Annotated in this window: 3 protein-coding genes and 1 pseudogene (1 of these 4 running past the window's edge); all 4 read right to left on the reverse strand. The window is 71.7% G+C overall.

The annotated features are described in order from the left end of the window. Complete coding sequence (locus tag WMF26_RS24715; RefSeq protein WP_438002307.1) at positions 1–1,155, reverse strand: methyltransferase; 1,155 nt, start codon at positions 1,153–1,155, stop codon at positions 1–3. Continuing rightward, positions 1,152–2,105 carry a fatty acid desaturase family protein gene (locus tag WMF26_RS24720; RefSeq protein ID WP_438002308.1) on the reverse strand — a complete coding sequence of 318 codons (954 nt, stop codon included), beginning with the start codon at positions 2,103–2,105 and terminating at the stop codon, positions 1,152–1,154. Before WMF26_RS24720 ends, WMF26_RS24715 begins: the two co-directional genes overlap by 4 nt. Further along, positions 2,102–18,101, reverse strand: a pseudogene (locus WMF26_RS24725) (amino acid adenylation domain-containing protein). Before WMF26_RS24725 ends, WMF26_RS24720 begins: the two are co-directional and overlap by 4 nt. Further along, a protein-coding gene (locus tag WMF26_RS24730; protein ID WP_438002309.1) for an amino acid adenylation domain-containing protein crosses the window boundary here: on the reverse strand, positions 18,098–24,252 show its 3' portion. It continues 6,967 nt past the right edge of the window; the window shows 6,155 of its 13,122 coding nt (coding positions 6,968–13,122); its start codon lies beyond the right edge, outside the window; it ends in the stop codon at positions 18,098–18,100. Before WMF26_RS24730 ends, WMF26_RS24725 begins: the two are co-directional and overlap by 4 nt.

Genomic DNA, 24,252 nt, shown 5'->3' on the forward strand with positions numbered 1-24,252 from the left:
TCAGCCGGTGACTGGCCGGGCACCGACTACCGAGCTGTTGTATCCGAGCAGCGGCGTGACGCGGAGATCGACGAAGCCGGCCTCGGCGAGCAGGTCGCGCAGCTCCGAGGGGCGAAACTGACGCGCTTCCATGTCGAGCGCCATCATGAGAGAGAAGTGGGCGGTCCACAGCGGCCCGGGCCTATCCTCGTCGAGCAGCGCCTCTTGCACGAGCACGAGACCACCCGGCTTCAGGCTGGCGTAGGCGCGCCGCGCCAGCTCGAGACAGCGCTCGTCGTTCCAGTCGTGGAAGATGTTGGTGAACAGGACGGCGTCGAAGCCGTCGGGCCACGCGACCTGGAACATGTCGCCGCCGACGCAGCGCACGCGATCGGCCACGCCGTAGCGGTCGGTCAGCTGTCGCGCCAGGTCCACGCTGCCCGGCAGCTCGAGCAGCGTGAGCTGCCGAGTGGGGTCGCGGAGCGCGAGCGCGACGCACATCGAGCCGATGCCGCCGGCGACATCGAGGATCGCGCGACGGCCCGCGAGCAGACCCGAGGCATCGAGCGCGAAGCCGAGCGGAAACGAGAACCGGTGCATGGCCGGTCCCCATAGCGCGGCGTGGTGCGCGCTGCCTTCCGACCACTTCGCCTTGGAGCCGCCGGCGCTGCCCGAGCGCAGCGTGTGGAGGAGCGAGCGGCTGATCGACGCGGCGGGCAGCGAGCTGTCGAAGAACGGGCTCTCGGGATAGAGGTAGAACCGCGCGGCCTCGGTCAGCGCCAGACCCTGGTCGCGGCCCTCGAGGACCCCCGCGGCGGCCAGGAGCTCGACCCACGCGCGCACCGGGCGCTCCACGAAGCCGAAGTGGGCCGCCAGCTCGGCAGCGGTCGTCCCAGGACGGTCGTCGAGGAAGCGCAGCATGCCGAGCTCGCGGGCGATGACGATCGCCTGCACCGTGCTGCTCACTGCGGCGTGCTGTTGCAGCACCTCGAGCGGCGCGGGGATCGCCGCCGCGGCGCCCGACACCAACCGCGAGACGGCGTCACGGCTCTGCCGCGCCCAGAACTCGCGCTCGATGCGCTGCCTCCGCCGGCGCTCGGCGAGCCACTGTCGGGTCAGCCGGAACAGCCCGAGCGCGATCAGGGTGACGAACGAGCCGATTGCGAGCGGGATCATGGCGCTGCACCTCTCTGGAACGCTGCGGCCGGGGCGCGGTCGAACACCACTTCCAGCAGGGCTCGATGGTAGCCGCGAGTGACATGCGCGTGGCGCTGGAACGGCTCGCTCCGGGCGAGCTCGCGGTGCAGCTCGGGGAGCCGGAAGAAGGGAACGCTGGGAAATAGATGGTGTGATAGGTGGTAGTTGGCGTTGCGCGTGACCACGAAGGCGCTGTCGAACAGCGAGGGCACGACATCGCGGGTCAGCATCACCAGCGGCGCGTCCGACGGCCGGTTCGCCGTGCCCGGCGGGTAGTGCTCGGCGACCGCGCGCAGCAGGTTGATGAACATTCCCCAGGTCGCGAGCGGCACCATCCAGTAGAGCGCCACGATCCGCAGCGGCCACACCGGCAGGAGCACCCCGGCGACCAGCGCGCCAGGGATCGCGATCGCGAGCGCGCGCTGCCGCCAGTTGCCACGGATCACCAGCCGGCACAGCGGCACCAGCAGGCGTAGGCCCACCAGCGCGCCCGCGAGCTGGAGCGCCCGACGCCACGGCGGCAGGGCGTACCAGCTCGAGAACTCGTCGAGATCGGGGTCGTCCGGCGCGTTGACGTGACGGTGATGGTCGAAGTGCATCGGACGGTACTCGAGCAAGTCGAAGACGATGCTCGGCACGAGCAAGCGCCGCGCGAGGCGGTCATTGCGAGCCCGATCGCGCGTGAGCAGGCCATGCGCGCCGTCGTGGAGCGCAACCGAGAACATCCCGACCTGACGCGCGGCGATGGTGATCACCGCCGCCACGTAGAGCGGCAGCGACCAGAACCGTTCGCTGATCACGACCGCCGCCACGATCACCGCGTAGTCGAACGCGAACGCGCGGAGGACCCGGGCGGTGTCGCGCCGAGACAGCTCGGCCAGGCGTCGCCGCGAGATCATGCGGTTGCGGTCAAGGCTTGCTTCCATCATTCAGAGATGTTTGGGCCCGCGTGGGCTCGTGAGTGTTTTTCGACGCGCGAGGGCCGAGCTTCGACGGCGAGGTGCTCCGCGCTGGCACGCGCCATGTCCTCGGAGATGCGTCGGGCCAGGGCGCGGGCGTGCGGTGGCTGCACCATCGTCATGTGGTCGCCGCCGACCTCCTCGTAGACCACGCGCTGGGCCACCTTCTCCCACCCATCCATCGTCCACACCGGATCACGCTCCGCGGCGAGATAGTGCGTGATCGTGATCGGGAGTCGCGGCGGGACGTAGCGCAGCTTGGCGTGCTTGACGGCATGCGCGACGGTCACGTAGCGCTCGATGACGTCGATCGGCAGGTTGACGGGCAAGAAGCCGGCTGCCTGGGAGGTCAGCAGCATGCCGCGCACGTCGCCCGCGCGGTCGAGCTCGACGAGCTTCGCGCGCAGCTCGTCCGGGATGTCATCGGGGAGCCGATTGAGCACGGTGGCCAGCCACGACGGGTCGATCGGCCCGCTGCTGGGAGAATCGAGGAAGGCGAGGAACTCGACGCGCTCGCCAGCCGAGAGCAGCTGGTGCGCCATCTCGTAGCCGACGTTGCCGCCCAAGCACCAGCCGACGATGCGATAGGGCCCGTGGGGCTGAACCTCGCGGATGGCGCTGACGTACGCGGTCGCCATGGCCTCGATCGTCTCGAGCGGCGTCTCGCCGGCGAGGTAGCCGATGGCCGACAGCCCATAGACTGGCACCTCTGGGTCGATGCCCGGAAGGAGCGCGGTGACGTAGCCGATCTCGCCCGGGCCGGGGTGGATGAAGAACACCGGTCCTTTGGTGCCGGCGCGGCGGAATGGCGTGAGGTTCGAGCGTAGATGCAGCGGCGTCCGGCGCGCGGCCACGGCGCAGAGCTCGAGCAGCGTGGGCGCGGCGAACAGCTCGCGCAGCGCGACCTCCGCATCGACGATCTCGCGCAGCCGGGCCAGCATCTGCACCGCGAGCAGCGAGTGGCCCCCGAGATCGAAGAAGCTGTCGTGACGTCCGATCCGATCGACATTCAGCAGCTCGGCCCACAGCGCCGCCACGCTCTGCTCGATCTCGCCCTGGGGCGGTAGGTAGGCGCGGCTGACGTAGGCCTCGACTTCCGGGATCGGCAGCGCCTTGCGATCCACCTTGCCGTTCGCGCTCAGCGGAAACCCGGCGAGGTGCACGTAGGCCGAGGGGATCATGTACTCCGGCAACCGGTCGGCGAGGCGCCTGCGCAGCGTGCCGACCGGCACCGGGTGCTCCGCTGTGTAGTAGGCGACCAGCCGGAGGTCGCCGGGCTGATCCTCGCGTGCCAGCACGAGCACCTCGCCGACGCCCTCCTCCTCGGCCAGCACGGCCTCGATCTCACCAGGTTCGATACGGAAGCCGCGGATCTTCACCTGGTGATCGTTGCGCCCGAGGAACTCGACGCTGCCGTCGGGCAGCCAGCGCCCGAGGTCGCCGGTGCGGTACATGCGGTCGCCGGCGCGGTCGCTCAACGGATCGTCGAGGAAGCGCTCCTCGGTGAGCTCCGGGCGATTCAGGTAGCCGCGCCCGACGCCGTCACCGCCGATGTAGATCTCGCCGATCACGCCGACCGGCACTGGCTCGCGATAGCGATCGAGGAGGTAGATCCGCGCGTTGGGGATGGGCCGTCCAATCGGCACGGTCGCGCCATCGAGGCGCGAGCAGCGGTGGATCGTCGCGCATACCGCCGCCTCGGTCGGGCCGTACGCGTTGAAGAGCCTGACCTGCGCCGACCAGCGCTGCGCCTCGCGCAACGCGATCGCCTCGCCCGCGACGATCAGCGTGGTCGCCGTGAAATGCTTGGGGTCGCACTGCGCGAGCGCGGACGGCGGCAGCGTGACGTGGGTGATCCCGTGGCGCGCGAGCGTCCTCGACAGCGCCGTGCCGGGCATGAGCTCGTCGCGCGAGACCACGTGCAGGCTCGCGCCGCGGACCAGCGCCATGCCGACCTCCGACACGCTGGCGTCGAAGCTGAATGCCGCGAATTGCAGCACGCGGCTCATCTCGTCGACGCCGAAGATCGCGCTCTGGGCGGTCACCAGATTGCAAAGCCCGCGGTGCTCGTTCAGGACGCCCTTGGGCTGGCCGGTGGAACCGGAGGTGTAGATGAGGTAGGCGAGGCTCCTCGATCCGACCCCGACCTCGGCTCGGTCGAGCGGGCCGGCTGGCTCGCTGGCCCATGCGGCGTCGCCGCGCGACAGGTCGATCACCGCCCGAGGTCCGACGGCGGCTTTGCCGATGGCGTCGACCACCACGACCTTGGGTGCGCTGTCGGCCAGCATGGTTGCCAGCCGCTCGGGCGGGTACGACGGATCGAGCGGCACGTAGGCGCCGCCGGCCTTGAGCGTCGCCAGCAGGGCGACGATCACGTCGGGGCTGCGGTCGATGCAGACCGCCACGCGCGACTCGGCACGCACGCCGCGGCGGCGCAGGTAGCGGGCGAGTCGATTGGCGCGCTCGTCGAGCTCTTTGTACGAGAGCTGCCCGGAATCCCAGACCAGCGCCGCCGCGTTCGGCGTGCGGGCCACCTGGTCCTCGAACAGCTCGTGGAAGCAGCGGTCATCCGGGTACGGAGCGCGGGTCTCGTTCCAGGTCGTGACCACCTGCGTGCGCTCCGCGGCGTCGAGCAGCGACAGTCGTTCGATGGGCCGCGTGTCGGCGCCGCTGGCCACCGCCGCGCGCAGCGACCGCTCGAACATCGCGGCGAAGCGCTCCGCCGTGGCGCGCTCGAACAAGGCGGTCGCGTAGCTCAGCGTACCCTCGATCCCGGACTCGGTCTCGTAGAGCGAAAGGCGCAGATCGAACTGCGACGACGACTGGGGCACCTCGAAGCTCGCCAGCTCGAGGCCGTCGAGCGCGAGCGCGCCAGCGGGCGTGTTCTGCCATGCGAACAGGACCTGGAAGATCGGCGAGTGCGAGAGGCTGCGCGGTGGCTTCACCACCTCGACCACTTGATCGAACGACAGATCCTGGTGACGCTGGGTCGCAAGCACCTGGGCCCGCGTCCGCGCGAGCAGCTGGGCGAGCGTCGGATCGCCGGCGAGGTCGATGCGCATCGCCAGGGTGTTGACGAAGAAGCCGATCAGCGGCTCGATCTCGGCCCGGGTCCGGCCCGCGACCGGGGTGCCGATCACCACGTCGTCTTGGCCGGCGAGCCGCCCCAGCGTCACGGCCCAGCTCGCCAGGATGGTCATGTACAGGGTCACGCCGTGGCGCCGGCCGAGCGCCCGGAGCTGATCGGCGAGCTCGACGGGCAGCCGCACGGCGACGGTGTCGCCACCGTGGTCCTGCTGGGCCGGGCGAGGTCGATCGGTCGGCAGCGTGAGCAGCGTCGGCGCGCCGTCGAGGTTGCGGCGCCAGAACTCGACCTGGTTTTCCAGCTCGCCGCGCTCCAGCCAACGGCGCTGCCAGGCGGCGTAGTCGGCGTACTGGACCGAAAGGGCGGGCAGGGGGTCGGGCGCCCCCTTGCGGTGCGCGTTGTACAGGGCGCTGAGCTCGTCGAGCAGCACGCCCATCGACCAACCATCCGACACGATGTGGTGCGTCACGATGTGCAGCACGTGCTCGTCGTCAGCGACGCGCATGAGCATCGCCCGCATCGGCAGGTCGCGCTCGAGGTCGAACCGCGCCGCGATGTGAGCGCTCGCGAGCTGCAGCGTCGTGGCCTCGATGTCGCGCCGCCCGCGCAGATCGCGCGCGACCACGACCAGCTCGGCCTCGGCCTCGGGCCGCACGATCTGCACGGGCTCCCCGTCGACGACGCGGAAGCAGGTGCGCAGCGCCTCGTGACGCTTGACGATCCGCGCGAGCGCCCAGGCGAGCGCCTCGCGATCGAGCGGACCGCGCAGCCGGATGCCGCCGTGGAGGTGGTGCGCCTGGCGGCCTTCGGACAGCCGGTCGAGGATCCACAGGCGCTTCTGCGCCAGCGAGAGCGGCAGCGGTCCGCCACGCTCGATCGGCGTGATCGCGTCGACCTGCGAGCGGGCAGCGTCGCTCAGCCGCTCGGCCAGCGCGCTCAGCCGCGGGTGCTCGAAGACGTGGGCGAGCGGGACCTCGACGTCGAGCATCCGGCGAAGCCGTGACACCATCTGCACGGCGAGCAGGGAGTGGCCGCCGAGCTCGAAGAAGTTGTCGTGGCGGGTCACGTCCGGCACCTGGAGCAGATCGGCCCAGAGCCCCGCGAGCATCTGCTCGATCTGGCCGCGCGGCGCCTCGTCGTGACGCCGCACCGGCGAGCTGGTCTCCGGGGCGGGCAGCGCCTTGCGATCGATCTTGCCGTTCGCGGTGAGCGGCATCGCCGACAGGTGCACGAAGGCCGCCGGCATCATGTAGCCAGGGAGGCTCGCGGCGGCATGCTGCCGGAGCGCGTCGGTACGGGAGGCCGGCGCCGTGTAATAGGCGACCAGGCGCGCGTCGCCCGGCACGTCCTCGCGCGCCACCACGACGACCTCACGGACATCGTCGACCTCGGCCAGCCGCGCCTCGATCTCGCCGAGCTCGATGCGGAAGCCGCGCAGCTTGACCTGGAAATCGTTGCGCCCGAGGTACTCGAGGTCGCCGTCCGGGAGCCAGCGGACGAGGTCGCCAGTGCGGTACAGGCGTCCGGCCGGCGCGAACGGATCGGACACGAAGCGCTCTGCGGTCAGCTCCTCGCGATGGAGGTAGCCGCGCGCCACGCCATCGCCGCCGATATAGAGCTCACCGGGTACGCCGATGGGCACGGGGCGGCGCTGCGCGTCGAGCACGTAGACCTGCGTGTTGGCGATCGGTCGGCCGATGTGCGGAACCGGCTCGGTGAGGCGGCTCAGGGTCGACCAGATGGTCGTCTCGGTCGGACCGTACAGGTTCCACAGCTCTGGCACGCCGCCGAGGAGCTCCGCGGCCAGGCTCGGCGGCAACGCCTCACCGCCGCACAGCACCTTGAGCGAGCGGCACCGCGCAGGCCAGCTGTGCTGCGCGAGCATGCGCCAGGTCGAGGGCGTCGCTTGCAGGATCGATACGCCGTGGGCCTCGATCAGCGCATGCAGCGCCGCCGGGTCACCTGCCTGCTCGCGGGTGGCGACCACCACGGTCGCGCCGCACGACAGCGGCAGGTACAGCTCGAGCCCGGCGATGTCGAACGACAGCGAGGTCACGCCGAGCAGCACGTCCTCGGCGGTGATGCCGGGAGCGTCCTGCATGGTGGCCAGGAAGTTCACGACGCTGCGGTGCTCGACCATCACGCCCTTGGGCTGGCCGGTCGATCCGGACGTGTAGATGACGTACGCGAGGTGGCGCGAAGTCAGCTCCGCGCGCTCCGGGCGACCGCTGGGATACCCGTCGAGCGCGCCCGGCGCGTCGAGCAGCACGAGCGCCGCGGAGGTGGCCGGCAGGCTCGCCGCGATCGCGGTCTGGGTGACGAGCTGGCTCGGCCGGGCGTCGGCGAGCATGGTCGCGAGCCGCTCGCGCGGATAGCTCGGATCGAGCGGGACGTAGGCCCCGCCCGCCTTCAGCGTTCCGAGCACCGCCACGAGCAGATCGATGCCGCGGTCGACAGCCACGCCGACCAGGCCGTCCGGGCCCACGCCGCGGACGCGGAGCAGGTGGGCGAGCCGGTTCGCGCGCTCGTCGAGCTCGCGGTAGGTCGCGCGGGCCTCGCCCGCGATCACCGCGATCGCGTCCGGCGTTCGCCGCGCCTGGGCCTCGAACAGCTCGTGCACGCACAGATCCTGTCGGTAGTCCCGCGCCGTCGCGTTCCAGGCAGTGACGACCTGCGCGCGCTCCGCCGCCGGCAGCACGTCGAGCTCGCACAGGGCCGCGTCGCCTCCGCGCTCGAGCGCGTGCACGACCGCCTCCACGGCCGTGCGCATGAAGGCGCAGACGCGCGCGGGCTCGATCGGCTCGCGCACGTGAGCGGTGAGCGCGAAGCCCTCGCCGAGATCATCCACCGACATCACGAGCGGGTAGTTGGTCCGCTCCTCGGCGGACAGCAGCTCGATGCGGTCTTCGCTCGCATCGCCCGCCGTCGGCGCCTCTGGCGCGGCATCCTCGATCGTGTAGCGGTAGTTGAGGAGCGACGTGAAGAGCGGCGCCTCCGCCGGCACGGCGCTCGCCCGCTGCGCCAGCACGAGCGGGGCGTGCTCGTGGCGGAGCAGGTCGACGAGCAGCGCGTGGGTCGCGGCCACGCTCTCGGCGACGCCGCGCTCGCCGACACCGAGCCGCACCGGCAGCGTGTTCATGAACAGGCCCAGGCCGCGATCGGCGTGGGCGCCGCCCTGCATCCGGCCGAACAGCACGGTGCCGAACACCACCGGCTCGCGGCCGGTCGTCCGGGCCAGCACCATGGCCCACGCCAGGTGCATGAGGCTCGCGGGGCTGACCCGGAGCCGCCGCGCCTGGCGTCGGACGGCCAGGGCGAGCTCGGCCGGCAGAAGCTCGTGCGCCTCGCCGATGCCCCGGCCGTCGCCGCGCACGTCGACGAGCCCGAAGGGCGCGGTCGGCTCGTCGATGTCGCCAAGCATCCGCGCGAAGAACGCACGGTGCTCGTCCTGGCTGACGCCCAGGCGCGCCTGGGCCACGAACGTGCGGAACGGCACCGGCGGCGGCAGGCGGTCGCCCTCGCCGCGCAAGAAGGCCTTCGCCTCGTGGACGAGCAGATCGAGGGTCGTGTGATCGACCACGAGGTGATGCGACAGCACGCTCATCACCCAGCGGCCGTTCGCCTCGTCGCTCGCGATGTGGCAGCGCAGGAGCGGCGCCTGGCTGATGTCGAGCCGCACGCGCCGCGGATCGCAGCGCGCGGCGAGCTGGGTCGCGATGTCGCCCTCGCGCGGATCGAGCGCGACGAGCTCGACCGGCAGCTTCGCCTGCCGGCGCACGACCTGGACGGGCTGATCGAGCCCGCGCCAGGCGATGCCGGTGCGCAGGATGTCGTGGCGAGCGATCACGCGATCGAGCGCGGCGACGAAGCGATCGAGCCCGGCTCGGGTCGGGAACGCGAGCAGGTGCGATTCGACGTACGCGTCGCTGCTGTCGTCGAGCAGGTGGTGGAACAGCATCCCCTCCTGGAGCGGCGCGAGCGGGTAGATGTCGGCCACGTTGGCCGCGCCGCCGTCGACGCCCGCGACGATGCTGTCGATCGCCTCCTGATCGAGGCGGACCAGGGTCAGCATCTCCGGGGTGATGCGCGTCGCCCCGGGGGTGACGAGGTTGTCCGGCAGCGCGACCTCCTGGCGCTCGGTGCCGGCCCGCTGGGCGAGCTCGGCCAGGTTCGATGCCAGGAACACCGCGCGCACGTCGGCGTGCAGCCGCTCGGCGCGCATGCGCTCGATGAGGCTCACGGCCAAGAGCGAGTGTCCGCCGAGCTCGAAGAAGTTGTCGTTGCGCCCGACCTGCTCGAGCTTGAGCAGCTCGGCCCAGATCCGGGCCAGCCGCTCCTCCTTCTCGCCGCGCGGCGCCTCGTAGGCGCGGGTCGAGGCCTGCCCGTCCGGCGCCGGCAGCGCCGCGCGATCGATCTTGCCGTTGGCCGTGAGCGGCAGCGCCGCGAGGTGCACGAACGCCGACGGCACCATGTAGGACGGCAGACGATCGCTCGCGTGCTGCCGCAGCGCCTCCGGCGACACCGGCGCGCCCGTGAGGTAGGCGACGAGGCGGAGGTCGCCCGGCGCGTCCTCGCGCGCCACCACAACCACCTCGTCGACGCCGTCCTGCGCGCGCAGCGCGGTCTCGATCTCGCCGAGCTCGACGCGGTAGCCGCGGATCTTGACCTGGTGATCGTTGCGCCCGAGGTATTCGATGGTGCCGTCGGGGCGCCAGCGCGCGACGTCGCCGGTGCGGTACATCCGGGCGTCGGGCTCGGCGGCGAACGGATCTGGCAGGAACCGCTCGCGGGTCAGCTCCGGGCGGTTGACGTAGCCGCGCGCCACGCCCACGCCGCCGACGTGGAGCTCGCCGGCCACGCCGACCGGTACGGGCTCGCCGCGGGCATCGAGGATGTAGATCCGCGCGTTGGTGATGGGCCGTCCGAGCGGCACCGACGCGGGCAGCGGATCGGCGACCTCCTGGGCGGTGCAGGCGACCGAGATCTCCGTCGGTCCGTAGTTGTTGAAGATCCGCATGTCGGGCGCGTGCTCGCGCCACCAGCGCAGCGCGGCGCCGCGCAGCGGTTCGCCGCCCAGCACGAGCGTGCGGATCCGGCCAGCCAGCGCCTCCGCCGGGATCACCTGCTGCAGCAGCGCCAGGTGCGACGGTGTCAGCTTGAGCGGCGCGAGGTTGGAGCACGAGAGGAGCTGGCGACGCCACGCCTCCACGTCGTTGCCCGGTGTGCCGAGGCGCACGGTCTTGCCGCACAAGAGCGGCGGGTAGAGCCCGGTGAGCGCGAGGTCGAAGCTGAGCGAGGTGAGGATGAGGGAGCCATCGCCGCTCGCCAGATCCTGCTGCCGGATCATGTGGGCCGTGTAGTTCACGATCCCGCGGTGCTCGACCATGACCCCCTTGGGCCGCCCGGTCGATCCGGACGTGAACATGACGTACGCCAGGTGCCGGGGGGTCAGCCCGAGGGCGCGCGGGTCGAGCTCGCCAGCGTCGGCCGAGCGGTCGACGTCCTCGACGAGCTCGCCGCCCGGAGCGAGCAGGACGACGTCCGCCTGCGCGGCGGGCAAGCGCGCCTGCCACGCCGCCTCGGTCAGCACCACGCGCGGCGCGGCCTCCTCGAGCATCTCCGCGAGCCACGCGACGGGGTGGTGCGGATCCACCGGGATGTACGCGCCGCCGGCCTTGAGCACCCCGAGGAAGCCGACCACCATCGCGATGCCGCGCTCGGCGCAGACCGCGACGAGCACGTCGGGACCGACGCCCCGCGCGCGCAGCGATCGCGCGAGCCGGCTGGCCCGCGCGTCGAGCTCGGCGAAGCTCAGCGACTGCTCGCCCGCGACGAGCGCCGTCGCGTCCGGCGTGCGCCGCGCCTGATCCTCGAACAGCTCGTGCAGGCACTGCGCGCGCGGATAGTCCCCGGCGGTGTCGTTCCATTCGACCAGGATCTGCCGGCGCTGCGCCTCGCTCAGCACCGGGAGCTCCGCGACACGACGGTCGTCGCCAGCCGCCATGGCCTCGAGCAAGGTCGTCCAGTGCGCCACGATGCGCTCCACCGTGGCGCGCTCGAACAGCGCCGTCGCGTAGACCAGAGAGCCGGTGATCCCGGCGTCGCCCTCCTCGAGGGTCAGCGACAGGTCGAACCGGGCCGTCGCCGCTGGCCGCTCGACGCTCGACAGCTGCAAGCCGGGCAGCTCGAGCCCGCCGGGCTGCGCGGCGTGGTGGTCGAACATGACCTGGAACAGGGGCGAATGCGCGAGGCTGCGCGGCGGCTTGACCGCCTCGACCACCTGGTCGAACGGCAGGTCCTGGTGGTCCTGCGCGGCCAGGACCTGCGCGCGGGTGCGCGCGAGCAGCTGGGCCACCGTCGGTTCGCCGCGCAGGTCGATGCGCAGGGCGAGCGTGTTGACGAAGAAGCCGATCAGCGGCTCGAGCTCCGTCCGGCTGCGGCCGGCGACCGGGCTGCCGATCACCACGTCTTCCTGGTTCGCGAGCCGGCCGAGCGTCGCGGCCCAGCTGGCGAGCAGCGCCATGTACGGCGTCACGCCGTGGCGCCGGCACAGCGCAACCAGCCGATGGCTCAGCGCGGCGCCGAGCTGAACATCGACGTTGGCTCCGGCGTGGCTGCGCTCGACCCGCGGCTGGTCGGTCGGCAGCTCGAGCAGCGCCGGCGCGCCGGCCAGGTTGCGGCGCCAGAACTCGGCCTGGGCCTCGAGCTCGCCCGCGGCGAGCCAGCGACGCTGCCAGACCGCGTGGTCGACGTACTGGATCGCCAGCGGCGGGAGCGGGTCGGCCTCGCCGCGAGCCAGGGCGCGATAGAGCGCGGTCAGCTCGCCGAGCAGGATCCCCATGGACCAGCCGTCGGCGGCGATGTGATGCATCACCAGATGCAGGACGTGGTCGTCGGCGGACAGCCGCACGAGCAGCGCGCGCACCGGCAGATCGCGCTCGAGATCGAACGCCGCGGACTCGTGCGCGCTGCACATCGAGAGGGCCGCAGCCTCGCGGTCGGGGTAGGCCTCGGCGGCGAGCTCGCGCTCCTGCCAGGGGAGCACCGCATCGCGCCGCACCACCTGCCTCGGCTGCCCGTCGATCCGCTCGAACGTGGTGCGCAGCGCCTCGTGGCGCTCGACGATCCGCTGCAGCGACCGGCGCAGCGCCTCGCGGTCGAGCGCGCCACGCAGGCGCACTGCGCCGCCGATGTGATAGGCGTCGCTCGCGCCGTCGAGCCGGGTCAAGAACCACAGCCGCTGCTGCGCCAGCGAGAGCGGCTGGGGCTCTCGGCGCTCATCGTCGGTCAGCGGCACGAACGCGGGCAACCGCGAGGTCGCCGCTTCGTTCAGGCGCTCCGCGAGCCGGGCGAGCTCGGGGTGCTCGAACACGACGGCGAGCGAGATCTCGATGTCGAGCGCGCGGCGCACCCTGGACACCAGCTGTACGGCGAGCAGCGAGTGACCGCCGAGCGCGAAGAAGTCGTCACGGCGTCCCACGCGCTCGACCTTGAGCAGCTCCGACCACAGGTCCGCGAGCAGCACCTCGATCCGCCCGCGCGGCTCCTCGTACGCACGCCGCACGTACGAGCCCGCTTGCGGAGCCGGCAGCGCCTTGCGATCGAGCTTGCCGTTGCCCGTGAGCGGCAGCGCCTCCAGGTGAAGATAGGCGGCCGGGACCATGTACGGCGGCAGCGACTGCGCGGCGTGCCGCCGGAGCAGCTCGGCGTCTGGCGCGGATTCGCCGCTGGCGGTGAAATACGCGACGAGGCGCTTGTCGCCCGGCTCGTCCTCGCGCGCGACGACGACCACGTCGCGCACGCCCGGGGCGCGCGACAGGCACGCCTCGATTTCGCCGAGCTCGACGCGGAAGCCGCGGATCTTGACCTGGAAGTCGTTGCGGCCCAGGTACTCGACGCTGCCGTCGGGCAGCCGGCGCGCCAGGTCGCCGGTGCGGTACAGCCGGCCGCCGCCGGGGAACGGGTTTTCGAGGAAACGCTCGGCGGTGAGCTCGGGCTGGCCCAGGTAGCCGCGTGCCACGCCGGCGCCGCCGACGTAGAGCTCGCCGGTCACGCCGACCGGCACCGGCTGGCGATGTCCGTCGAGGATGTGCAGCTGCAGATCGGGGATGCGCACGCCGATCGGGCTCGGTCCCGGCCGAAGCGCGTCCTCGGCCTCAAGCGGGCGGTACGTCACGTGCACGGTGGTCTCCGTGATCCCGTACATGTTGACGAGCCGCGGGCCGCGCTCGTGGCGCGCATACCACGGCCGCAGCGTGCGCAGCTCGAGCGCCTCGCCGCCGAAGATGATGGTGCGCAGCCGGTTCGCGCGCCCGCACTCCGCCTCGGCCGCCATGAGCTGCTGGAAGGCGCTCGGCGTCTGGTTGAGCACGGTCACGCCCTCGTCGCAGATCAGCTCGACCATGTGGCGGGGCGAGCGGGCGACCGCCGCCGGCACGATGACCAGCCGGCCGCCGTACAGGAGCGCACCCCAGATCTCCCACACCGAGAAGTCGAACGAGAACGAGTGGAACAGCGTCCACACGTCGTGGTCGTCGAAGTGAAACCACGCCTCGGTGGCGTCGAACAGACGCACGACGTGGGCGTGCTCGACCATGACGCCCTTGGGCCTCCCGGTCGATCCCGACGTGTAGATGACGTACGCGAGGTGGTTCGGCGCCACGCCGGTGGAGCCACGTTCGAGGTCGCTGTCGGGCGCATCAGCCCAGGTTGCGGCGTCACGGTCGAGGTCGATCACGTGCGTGGGGCCCGGCGTGAACGCCCCCAGCGCCTCGCGCCCCACCGCGTCGACCAGCAGCACGGCTGGCGCGCAGTCGGCGAGCGTGGCGCCGAGCCGCTCGGACGCGTACGCCGGATCGAGCGGCACGTAGGCGCCGCCGGCCTTGAGCGCGGCGAGGAGGGCGGTGACCATGTCGAGGCCGCGATCGACGCAGATCGCGACCAGGCGGTCCGGCCCGATCCCCAGCGCCCTCAGGTGATGGGCGAGCCGGTTCGCGCGTTCGTTGAGCGCGCGATAGGTGAGCTGCGCCGGGCCGTGCGTCAGGGCGATGGCGTCGGGCCTCTGCCGGACCTGCGCCTCGAATCGCTCGTGGAGGCAGTCCAGCGCCGGCACCTCGGCCATCGTGTTCCAGTCGACGAGCAGCGCGCGGCGCTCGCGCTCGGACAGGAGCGGCAGTGCGCTGACCGGCCGCTCTTCATCGGCGAGCATGGCCTCGAGCAGCGTGAGCCACTGGCCGCGGATGCGCTCTGCCGTCTCGTGATCGAAGAGCGCCGTCGCATAGCTCAGATCACCGGTGATGCCCGCGGGGCCCTCGTGCAGCGTCAGCGTCAAGTCGAGCTGAGCGGTCGGCTGCGCCACGTGCAGCTCCGAGAGCTCGAGGCCCGGCATCTCGAGCGCCGCGTCGGCGGTGTTCTGCCAGGCGAACATCACCTGAAAGAGCGGCGTGTGCGCGAGGCTGCGCGGCGGGTTCACGGCCTCGACGATCTGGTCGAAAGGCAGGTCCTGGTGAGCCTGCCCAGCCAGCACCCGGTCGCGGGTGCGCGCCACGAGCTCGCGTACCGTGGGTTCGCCGTTCAGGTCGATGCGCAGGGGAAGGGTGTTGACGAAGAAGCCGATCAGAGGCTCGACCTCGGTCCGATTGCGGCCCGCGACCGGGCTGCCGATCACGACGTCGGTCTGGCCGGACAGCCGGCCCAGCAGCGCCGCCCAGCTGGAGAGCAGCAGCACGTACGGCGTCACGCCGTGGCGCTGCGCCGCCGCCTGGATCCGCGCCGTCAGCGCGGCGTCGAGCGCGAGGTCGACCGCGGCGCCTGCGTGATCCTGCCGCGCGGGGCGCTGCCGGTCGATGGGCAGCTCCAGGAGGACCGGCGCGCCCTGCAGGCTCTCGCGCCAGTACGCTGTCTGCGCCTCGAGCTCGCCGTGGCCGAGCCAGCGTCGCTGCCAGGCCGCGTAGTCGGCGTACTGGATCGCGAGCGGAGGCAGCGGGTCGGGTTGCCCGGCGAGGAACGCGCGATAGAGCCGGCTCAGCTCGTCCACGAACACGCCGATCGACCAGCCGTCGGAGGCGATGTGGTGCATGACCACGTGCAACACGTGCTCGTGCTCGGCGCGCTGCACGAGCAGCACACGCAGCGGGATTTCGCGGGTGAGATCGAACGCGCGGGCCGTGTTCGACTCGATCAACCGGCGTGTGGCGGCCTCGGGGTCGCTTTCGCCGCGAAGGTCTCGCTCGTCGAGGACCAGCCCGGCGTCCTGGACGATTTGCACCGGCTCGCCGTCGAGCTCCTGGAAGCAGGTGCGCAGGGCCTCGTGGCGCTCGACGATGCGCTGGAGCGCGCGGCGGAGGACGTCGCGGGCGAGCGCACCGCGGAGCCCGACCACGCCGCTGATGTGATAGGCCTCGCTCGCGCCGCCCATCTGGCTCAAGAACCAGAGTCGCCGCTGGGCCAGCGACAGCGGCTGCGGCCCGCTGCGCTGCGCGACGGGGATCGCGTGCTGGGCCGCGCGCGCGGCGCGGCTGACGGCCTCGGCGAGCGCGGCGAGCTCCGGGCGCAAGAACACGTCGCTCAGCGCGAGCTCGACACCCAAGGCCTTGCGGACGCGAGAGACCAGCCGCGAACCCGATCGAGTGGAACAGGCTCCACACGTCTCGCTCGTCGAACCCGAACCACGCCTCGGTGCTCGCGAACAACCGCGACACCTGCGCGTGCTCGACCATCACGCCCTTGGGCCGCCCCGTCGAACCCGACGTGTAGATCACGTATGCAAGGTGGCTCGGCAAGACTTCCACCCCAGGATCGTGCTCGGCCGCCTCCGCCCACTGCGCCGCGTCCTGCTCGACATCGACCCACCGCGCCGACCGCGACGCTGGCTCCCCCAGCGCCACGCGCCCCGTCGCGTCCACGAGCACCACCGAAGGGTCGCTGTCGGTCAGCGTCGCCACCAGCCGCTCCGACGCGTAGGCCGGATCGAGCGGCACGTACGCACCGCCCGCCTTGAGGACCGCAAGGATCGCGGTCACCAGCCCCACACCGCGCTCCAGGCAGATCGCCACCCGCTGCTCCGGCCCCACCCCCATCCCGCGCAAGTGATGCGCCAGGCGGTTCGCCGCCGCGTTCAGCGCGCCGTAGCTCACGCGCTCCGCTCCGTGCACCAACGCGATCGCATCCGGGTTTCGCCGCGCATGCGCCTCGAACTGCTCGTGCACGCACCCTCGGCTCGCCGACGCTCGCGTCTGGTTCCACCTCTCCACAACGTCCAGGCGCTCGGCCTCCGGCAGCACGTCGACGAGGCGGAGCGGCGTACGGTGTTCCAGGGCGTCCACCAGGCGCTCCAGCGCGGTCTGCATGAACGCGCACACCCGTTCGGGCACGACGCGCTTGCTGACCAGCGCGGTCAGCGCGAAGTCGTGGCCCAGGTCGTCGACCGACAGCGTCAACGGGTAGTTGGTGCGCTCGTGGCTGGCGAGGACCTCGACGCCGTCGCTGCGGTCGCCGCTGTTCTTGGCCTCGACGTTGTAGCGATAGTTGAGCAGCGACGTGAACAGGGGCGCCGGCGCCGCGACCCCGCTCGCGCGCATCGCGAGCGACAGCGGCGCGTGCTCGTGGCGCATGAGGTCCACCAGCAGGGCGTGGACGGTCTTCGCCGCCTGCCCGACATCCTCGTCGCCGACGCTGACCCGCAGCGGCAGCGTGTTCATGAGCAGGCCGAGCATGCGCCCTGCATCGACGCCCGCCTGCATGCGACCGAACAGCACGGTGCCGAACACCACGTCCTTGCGGCCGGTCGTCCGCGCCGCGACCAGGGCCCAGGCCAGGTGGACGAGGCTCGCCGGGCTCACGCCGAGACGGCGCGCCGACGCGCGAATCGCGCTGGCTAGCGCGCGCGGCAGCTGGACGGTCGCCTCCGCCACGGCGCTGCCGTCGCCCTTCTCGTCGAGCAGGCCGAACGGCGCGGTGGTCTCGTCGATGTCGCCGAGCAGCTTCGTGAAGAACGCCGCATGCTCCTGCTCGCTCACGCCGAGCCGAGCTTCCGCGACGAACGCACGGAACGGCGCCGGCGGCGGCAGCTCGGCGCCGCGGCCCTGCTCGATGGCCCAGGTCTCCTCGACGAGCAGCTCCAGCGCGAGGTGGTCGATCGCAATGTGATGGAAGACGACGCTCAGCAGCCAGCGGCCCGTGGACACATCGTGCGCGGCGTAGCAGCGCAGCAGCGGCGCGCGTCCGAGGTCCAGCCGGAGATGCTGGGCGCCGCAGCGCAGCTCGAGCTCCCGGGCGACGTCGCTGCAGGCCGCGTCGACATCGAGGATCTCGACGGGGAGCGCAGCGCGCCGCTGCACCACCTGGACCGGCGACTCGAGCCCATCCCACGCGATGCTGGTGCGGAGGACGTCGTGGCGCGCGACCACCTGCTCGAGCGCGTCGGTGAAGCGATCCATGCGCGCCCGCGACGGGAAGGCGATGACGTAGCCCTCGGTGTAGGCGTCGCCATCGGTGCTCCACAGGTGGTGGAACAGCATGCCCTCCTGGAGGGGCGTGAGCGGGTAGATGTCCTGCACGTTGCGGGCGCCACCGGGCACGCGCGAGACGATCTCGTCGATCGCAGCCTGGTCCAGGCTCACCAGCGTGAGCATCTCGGGGGTGATCCGCGCGGCGGCGTCGGGGATCAGGTTGGGTGGCACGGCGGCGCGCGCGCGGGCGCCGATCGTGTGACCGGCTCGGAGGAGCTCGACCAGGGCCTGCTTGTGCTCGCGCACCGATGCGACAAGCTCGCGATCGGCGAGCGCCGACTCGTTGCCTCGCAACGACAGCCCGTCGCCGACGAGCGTCAGCGAGAGGCCCTTGGTCTCGAGCATGGTCAAGAGCTGGTTCAGAGTCGTCACAGCAGAATCTCCTTCAGGCGCGTGGTGGCTCTCGCCAGCTCGGCAAGGCTGACGGCGGTAAAGATGGAGGCGACGTCGGCGTGGAGGTCCTCGTGGCGCATCCGCTCGATGAGGCGGACGGCGAGGAGCGAGTGGCCGCCGAGCGCGAAGAAGTCGTCATGGCGTCCGACGCGCGGCAGATCGAGGAGCTCGGACCATATCCGGGCCAGCCGCTCCTCGACCTCGCCGCACGGCGCTTCGAACGGCTGGCTCGACGCGGCCGAGTCGTCCAGCGCGGGCAGCGCCTTGCGATCGAGCTTGCCGTTGGGCGTGAGGGGCAGCGCAGCGAGCCGCACGTACGCCGCCGGCAGCATGTACGCCGGCAGCTTCTCGGCGGCGTGACGTCGCAGCGCATCGTCGTCGAGCGCGGCCGCGCCGGTGTAGTACGCCACCAGGCGCTTGTCGCCGGAATCGTCCTCGCGCACGAGCACCGCCACCTCGTCGAGCCCAGGCAGCTGCGCGAGCGCGCTCTCGACCTCGCCGAGCTCCACGCGGAAGCCGCGCACCTTCACCTGCCCGTCGTCGCGCCCGATGAACTCGAGCTCCCCGTCGGGCCGCCAGCGCGCCAGGTCGCCGCTGCGGTACATGCGCTGGCCGGGTTGGAAGCGGTCCTCCACGAACCGCTCGGCGCTGCGTTGCGGCTGGTGCAGATAGCCGCGCCCCACCTGCGCGCCCGCGATGAACAGCTCCCCCACCACGCCCACCGGCACCGGCTCGCCGCGGCGGTCCAGCACGTACATCCGCGTATTCGCGAACGGCTTGCCGATGCTCACGCGCGCCGCGCCTGGCTCGTGGCGAACGTACGCCGCGCTGCACGACACCGTGACCTCCGTCGGCCCGTACGTGTTGATCAGCCGCGTCTCCGCGCCCAGCGCCTCCCACCGCGCCAGCGCGTGCGGCGACAGCGCATCTCCCGTCACGTTCATCATGCGCACTCCGTCCAGCGGCGGCGCGCCCGCCTCCGGACGGCTCCACTCGCCCACAAGGCTGTGCCAGTGCGCCGCCGTCAGGTGCACCACGCTCGCGCGCTCGCCTTCGTCCCCGGCCCCGAACGGGCGCGACCTCGGCAACAGCCGCGCTCCCGCCAGCAGCGCTGGCATGATCTCCTCCAGCGAAAGGTCGAAGTTCAGCGAGTTCTGCTGCAGCACCGTATCCGCAGGTCCCAGCCCGAACCACTCGATCGCCGCAAGCGTGTAGTTCACGAGGTTGCGGTGCTCGATCATCACGCCCTTCGGCTGACCGCTCGAGCCCGACGTGTAGATCACGTACGCCAGGTGCTCCGCGCCAACACCGACCGCCCGCGCGTCGAGGTCTTCATCGCGGCGCGAGGCCCACTGGCCCGCGTCCAGCTCCACATCGAACATCGGGACCGTCCCGGCCACGTGACGGCACGCCACGTCCCGCCCTGCGCCCCCCGCCGTCAGCACCGCGATGGGCGCGCTGTCCTCGATGATGTGGGCCAACCTCTCGCCTGGATAGGCAGGATCGAGCGGCACGTACGCTCCGCCCGCCTTCAGCGTGGCCAGCAGCGCGACAAGCATCGGCGCGCCCCGCTCGGCGCAAACCCCCACCCGCGCGTCCGCCGTGACACCCACCTCGCGCAGGTGTCGCGCCAGCCGGTTGGCTCGCCGGTTCAGCTCACCGTAGCTCAGGCGCTCCGCACCATCGTCGACCGCCACCGCCTCAGGGGCCCGCGCCACCTGCGCCTCGAACAGCTCGTGCACGCACCGCTCGAGCGGCAGCGCTCGCCCCGTGTCGTTCCACTCGACCACCACGCGCTGCCACTCCGCCGGCGACAGCACGGGGATCGCGCCGATCGGCTGCCGATCGTCGGCCACCATGCCCTCCAGCACACGCAGCCAGTAGCCACGGTAGCGCTCCACCGTCTCACGCTCGAACAGCGCCGTGGCGAAGTTCAGGCTCCCCACGAGCCCCTCCTCACGCTCCTGCAGCGCCAGCGTCAGGTCGCATTGCGCCGTGTCCAGCTCCGTCGGGAGCGTCGTCACGTCCAAGCCTGGCAGCGTCACCGGCGTATCCCGCGTGCCGTGCCAGTCGAGCATCACCTGGTACAGCGGCGTGTGCGACAGGCTCCGCGGCGGCGCCACCACCTCCACCACCTGGTCGAACGGCAGGTCCTGGTGCTCCTGCGCCGCAAGCACCTGCGCACGCGTACGCGCCAGCACCTCGCTTACCGTCGGCTCTCCCTGCAGGTCGATGCGCAGCGCCAGCGTGTTCACGAAGAACCCGATCAACGACTCGATCTCCGCCCGCCCACGACCAGCCACGGGACTCCCGATCACCACCTCTTCTTGCCCGCTCAGCCGAGAGAGCACCGCACCCCAGCTCGCAAGCAGCGTCATGTACATCGTCACCCCGTGACGACGGCTCAGCGCACGCAGCCCGCGCGTCAGCTCCGCGCCCACCTCGACATCGATGCTCGCGCCGGCAGGGTCCTGCTGCGCAGGGCGCGGTCGGTCCCACGGCAAGCTCAACAGGCTCGGCGCACCGCAAAGGTTGCTCCGCCAGAACTCGCTCTGCCGCGCAAGCTGCCCGCTCGCAAGCGCGCTCCTCTGCCACGCTGCCCAGTCCGCGTACTGCACCGTCGGTGCCGGCAGCGGATCCGCTCGACCCGACGCATACGCCGCGTACAGCGCGCTCAGCTCGCGCAAAAACACGCCCACAGACCAGCCGTCCGACGCGATGTGGTGCATCACCACCTCGAGCACGTGCTCGTCTTCGCCCGTGCGCACGACCAGCACGCGCAGCGGCAGGTCCTCGCTCAGCTCGAACGCCGTCGCCGCATGCGCATCGCCCAGCGCGCGCGCCGCTGCCGCCGCATCGGCCGAGCCTCGCACATCCTCCTCGCGCAGCTGAAGCGCGGCCGTCGCCTGCACCTCCTGCACCGGCACGCCGTCCTGCACCCCGAAGCGCGTGCGCAGCGACTCGTGACGCTCCACGATTCGCCTCAGCGCGCCCACCAGCGCGCCCCGGTCCAGCGCGCCGCGCAGCTGAAACGCACCCCGGATGTGATACGCCGCGCTCGCGCCCTCCAGCCGCGTCAAAAACCATAGCCGCTGCTGCGTCAGCGACACCGGCTCCGGTCCGCGCCGCTCACCCACCGCTATCTCCGGCAGCTCCGTGCGCTCTGCCACCCTCACACGCGCCGCCAGCCGGTGCAGCTCGGGGTGCGCGAACAGCTCGGACAACGCAAGCTCGACGCCCAGCAACCGGCGCACCCGCGACACAAGCTGCATCGCCAGCAACGAGTGCCCACCGAGCTCGAAGAAGTGGTCGTTCCGGCTCACCCGCTCGCGCCCCAAAAGCTCGCTCCACAGCCCGGCAAGGAGCTCTTCAATCTGATTCCGCGGCGCTTCGCCTGGTTTCGCCTCCGACGCCTCGGGCGCAGGCAGCGCACCCCGGTCGAGCTTGCCGTGCGCCGTCAGCGGCAGCACCTCGAGCGCCACGTACGCCGTCGGCACCATGTACGACGGAAGCGTCCGCGACGCGTGGGCGCGCAGCGCGTCCCCTAGATTCCCCTCGCCCGTGTAGTACGCCACAAGCCGCGCGTCGCCCGCGTCACCGCCCTCGCGACGCGCCACCACCACCACCTCTTCGACTCCCCTCACCTCACCGAGCCGCGCCTCGATCTCCCCAAGCTCGATGCGGTAGCCTCGAAGCTTCACCTGAAAGTCGTTGCGGCCCACGTACTCGATCGTCCCGTCCGCACGCCAGCGACCGAGATCCCCTGTCCGGTACACTCGTCCTCCGGACACGAACGGATCGTCCACGAACCGCTCCGCCGTCAGACCTGGCTCCCCCAGGTACCCCCGCGCCACCCCCGCACCGCCAATCACGATCTCACCGATCACACCAATGGGCGATGGCCGAAACGACGCGTCCACCACGTACACCCGCACATTCGCGATCGGTCGGCCGATGTGCAGGACGGAGTCGCCTTCGTGCAGCCGACCGGAGGTCGCGACCACGCAGCTCTCCGTCGGCCCGTAGTTGTTGATCAGGGCCTGACCGGCCGGCAGACCCTGCGGCCAGCGGCGCAGCCGATCGCCGCCGATCAGCAACGTTTGCAGGCGCGGATTGCCCGCTCCGCCGGCGTGGACCAGCTCCGCGAGCGGCGTGACCAGGAAGCTCACGTCCAGCGCCTGGGCGCGCCACCAATCGAGCAGCCGTTCCGGATCGCCCGCCACGTCCCGCGGCGGCAGCAGCAAGGTGCCGCCACTGCACAGCGGTGGCCAGATCTCCCAGGTCATCGCGTCGAAGCCAACGCCTGCCGTGCTCGAGCTGCGATGGCCCGGCGCAAGCCCGAACGCCTCGATATGCCAGGCGACCAGGTTGGTCAGGCTGCGGTGCTCGACCATCACCCCCTTGGGCTCGCCGGTCGATCCCGAGGTGTAGATGACATAAGCGAGGTCGCTCGACGTCGGCGGCGCGGCAGCGGCGTCGTCCCTGTCGTGTCCTGGCCGCTCGCTTGCGTCGAGCTCGATGTCGCGGTCGAGATCGAGCACCCGCACGCCTGCGCGCTGTGCGGTCGCGCCAATCGCGAGCCGTGCATGGGCGTCGGTCAGCACGGCGGCCGGAGCCGAGCTCCGCAGCAAGGTGTCGAGCCGCTCGGCGGGATACGCAGGATCGAGCGGCACGTAGGCGCCGCCGGCCTTGGCCGTGGCCAGCATCGCCGTGATCAGCGCGGGGCTGCGTTCGAAGCACAGCGCGACCCGGGCCCCGGAATGCACGCCCAGTTGCCGCAGGTGCCAAGCCAGCCGGTTGGCCCGCGCGTCGAGCGCTGCATACGAGACCGCCTCGTCGCCCTGCGCCACGGCGATCGCCGCCGGAGAGCGCGCGACCTGCGCCTCGAACAGCTCGTGCACGCAGGACGCGAGCGGGTAGGCCCGCGCCGTGTCGTTCCACCCCGCGACCACGCGCTCGCGCTCCGCCGCGGGCAGCACGTCGATGCCGCACGTGGGCGCCCGTGGATCCTCGTCCAGCGCGCGGACCAGGCCCGCGAGGGCCTCGCGCATGAAGTCCCACACGCGCTCAGGCCCAATGTCGCTGCTCACCTGTGCGGTGACCGAGAAGTCGTCACCCAGGTCGTCGATCGACAGGACCAGCGGGTAGTTGGTGCGCTCGTTGCCGCCGAGAAAATCGATCTCGTCGTCGCGACCGGGATCCGGAGGCGCGCTCGCGTCGTCGAGCTCTTCCTGCACGACGAGGGCGCCTTGCCGGTAGTTGAGCAGGGCGGAGAAGAGCGGAGTCTGCGCCGGCACGCGGCTCTCGCGCTGCGCGAGCCCTAGCGGCGTGTGCTCGTAGCGCAGCAGCTCGACCACGAGGTCGTGGGTGCGTCGGAGGCTGTCTTCGACGCCGCGCTCGTCGACGCGGAGCCGCATCGGCAGCGTGTTGATGAACATCCCCATCACCCGGTCGGCTCGGGCGCCGGCATGCATGCGACCGAACACCACGGTCCCGAACACCACGTCGCGCCGGCCGGTCACCCGGGCGAGCACGAGGCCAAAGGCTTGGTGCATGAAGCTCGCCGGGCTCACCCCGAGCCGCGCGGTGCAGCGCCGGATGGCGCGCGACAGCTCGCCGGGCAGCCTGCTCTCCGCCTCCGCGATGCCACGCCCGTCGCCGCGGACGTCGACGAGGCCAAAGGGCGCGGTCGGCTCGTCGATGTCTCCGAGCAACTCGCGGAAGAACGCGGCGTGCTTGCCGAGGCCGATCGCCTGCCGGGCGCGCGCCACGAACTCGCGGTACGGCGCGGGCCGCGGCAGCTCGCCGAGACGACCGAGCTCGATGGCCCGCTCCTCGGCGGCCAGCAGCTTCAGCGTCGTGTTGTCGATGACGAGGTGGTGCATGAGGACGCACAGCACCCAGCGCTGCTGCGCGCGGTCCTCGACCACGTGGCAGGCGAGCAGCGGCGGCCGCTGGATATCGAGGCGGAGCCGCCGCGGATCGAACCGCCCCTCGAGCGCCCGCACGACGTCGCCGTCGACGGCGCCCAGATCCTCGGGGTCGAGCCACGAGACGGGGACGACCGCGCGCCGGCGCACCACCTGGACCGGCTGCTCGAGGCCGTCCCACCAGAACCCGGTGCGCAGGA

It is taken from the genome of Sorangium sp. So ce185 (assembly GCF_051526825.1).
GTDB classification, from domain to species: Bacteria; Myxococcota_A; Polyangia; order Polyangiales; family Polyangiaceae; genus Sorangium; species Sorangium cellulosum_D.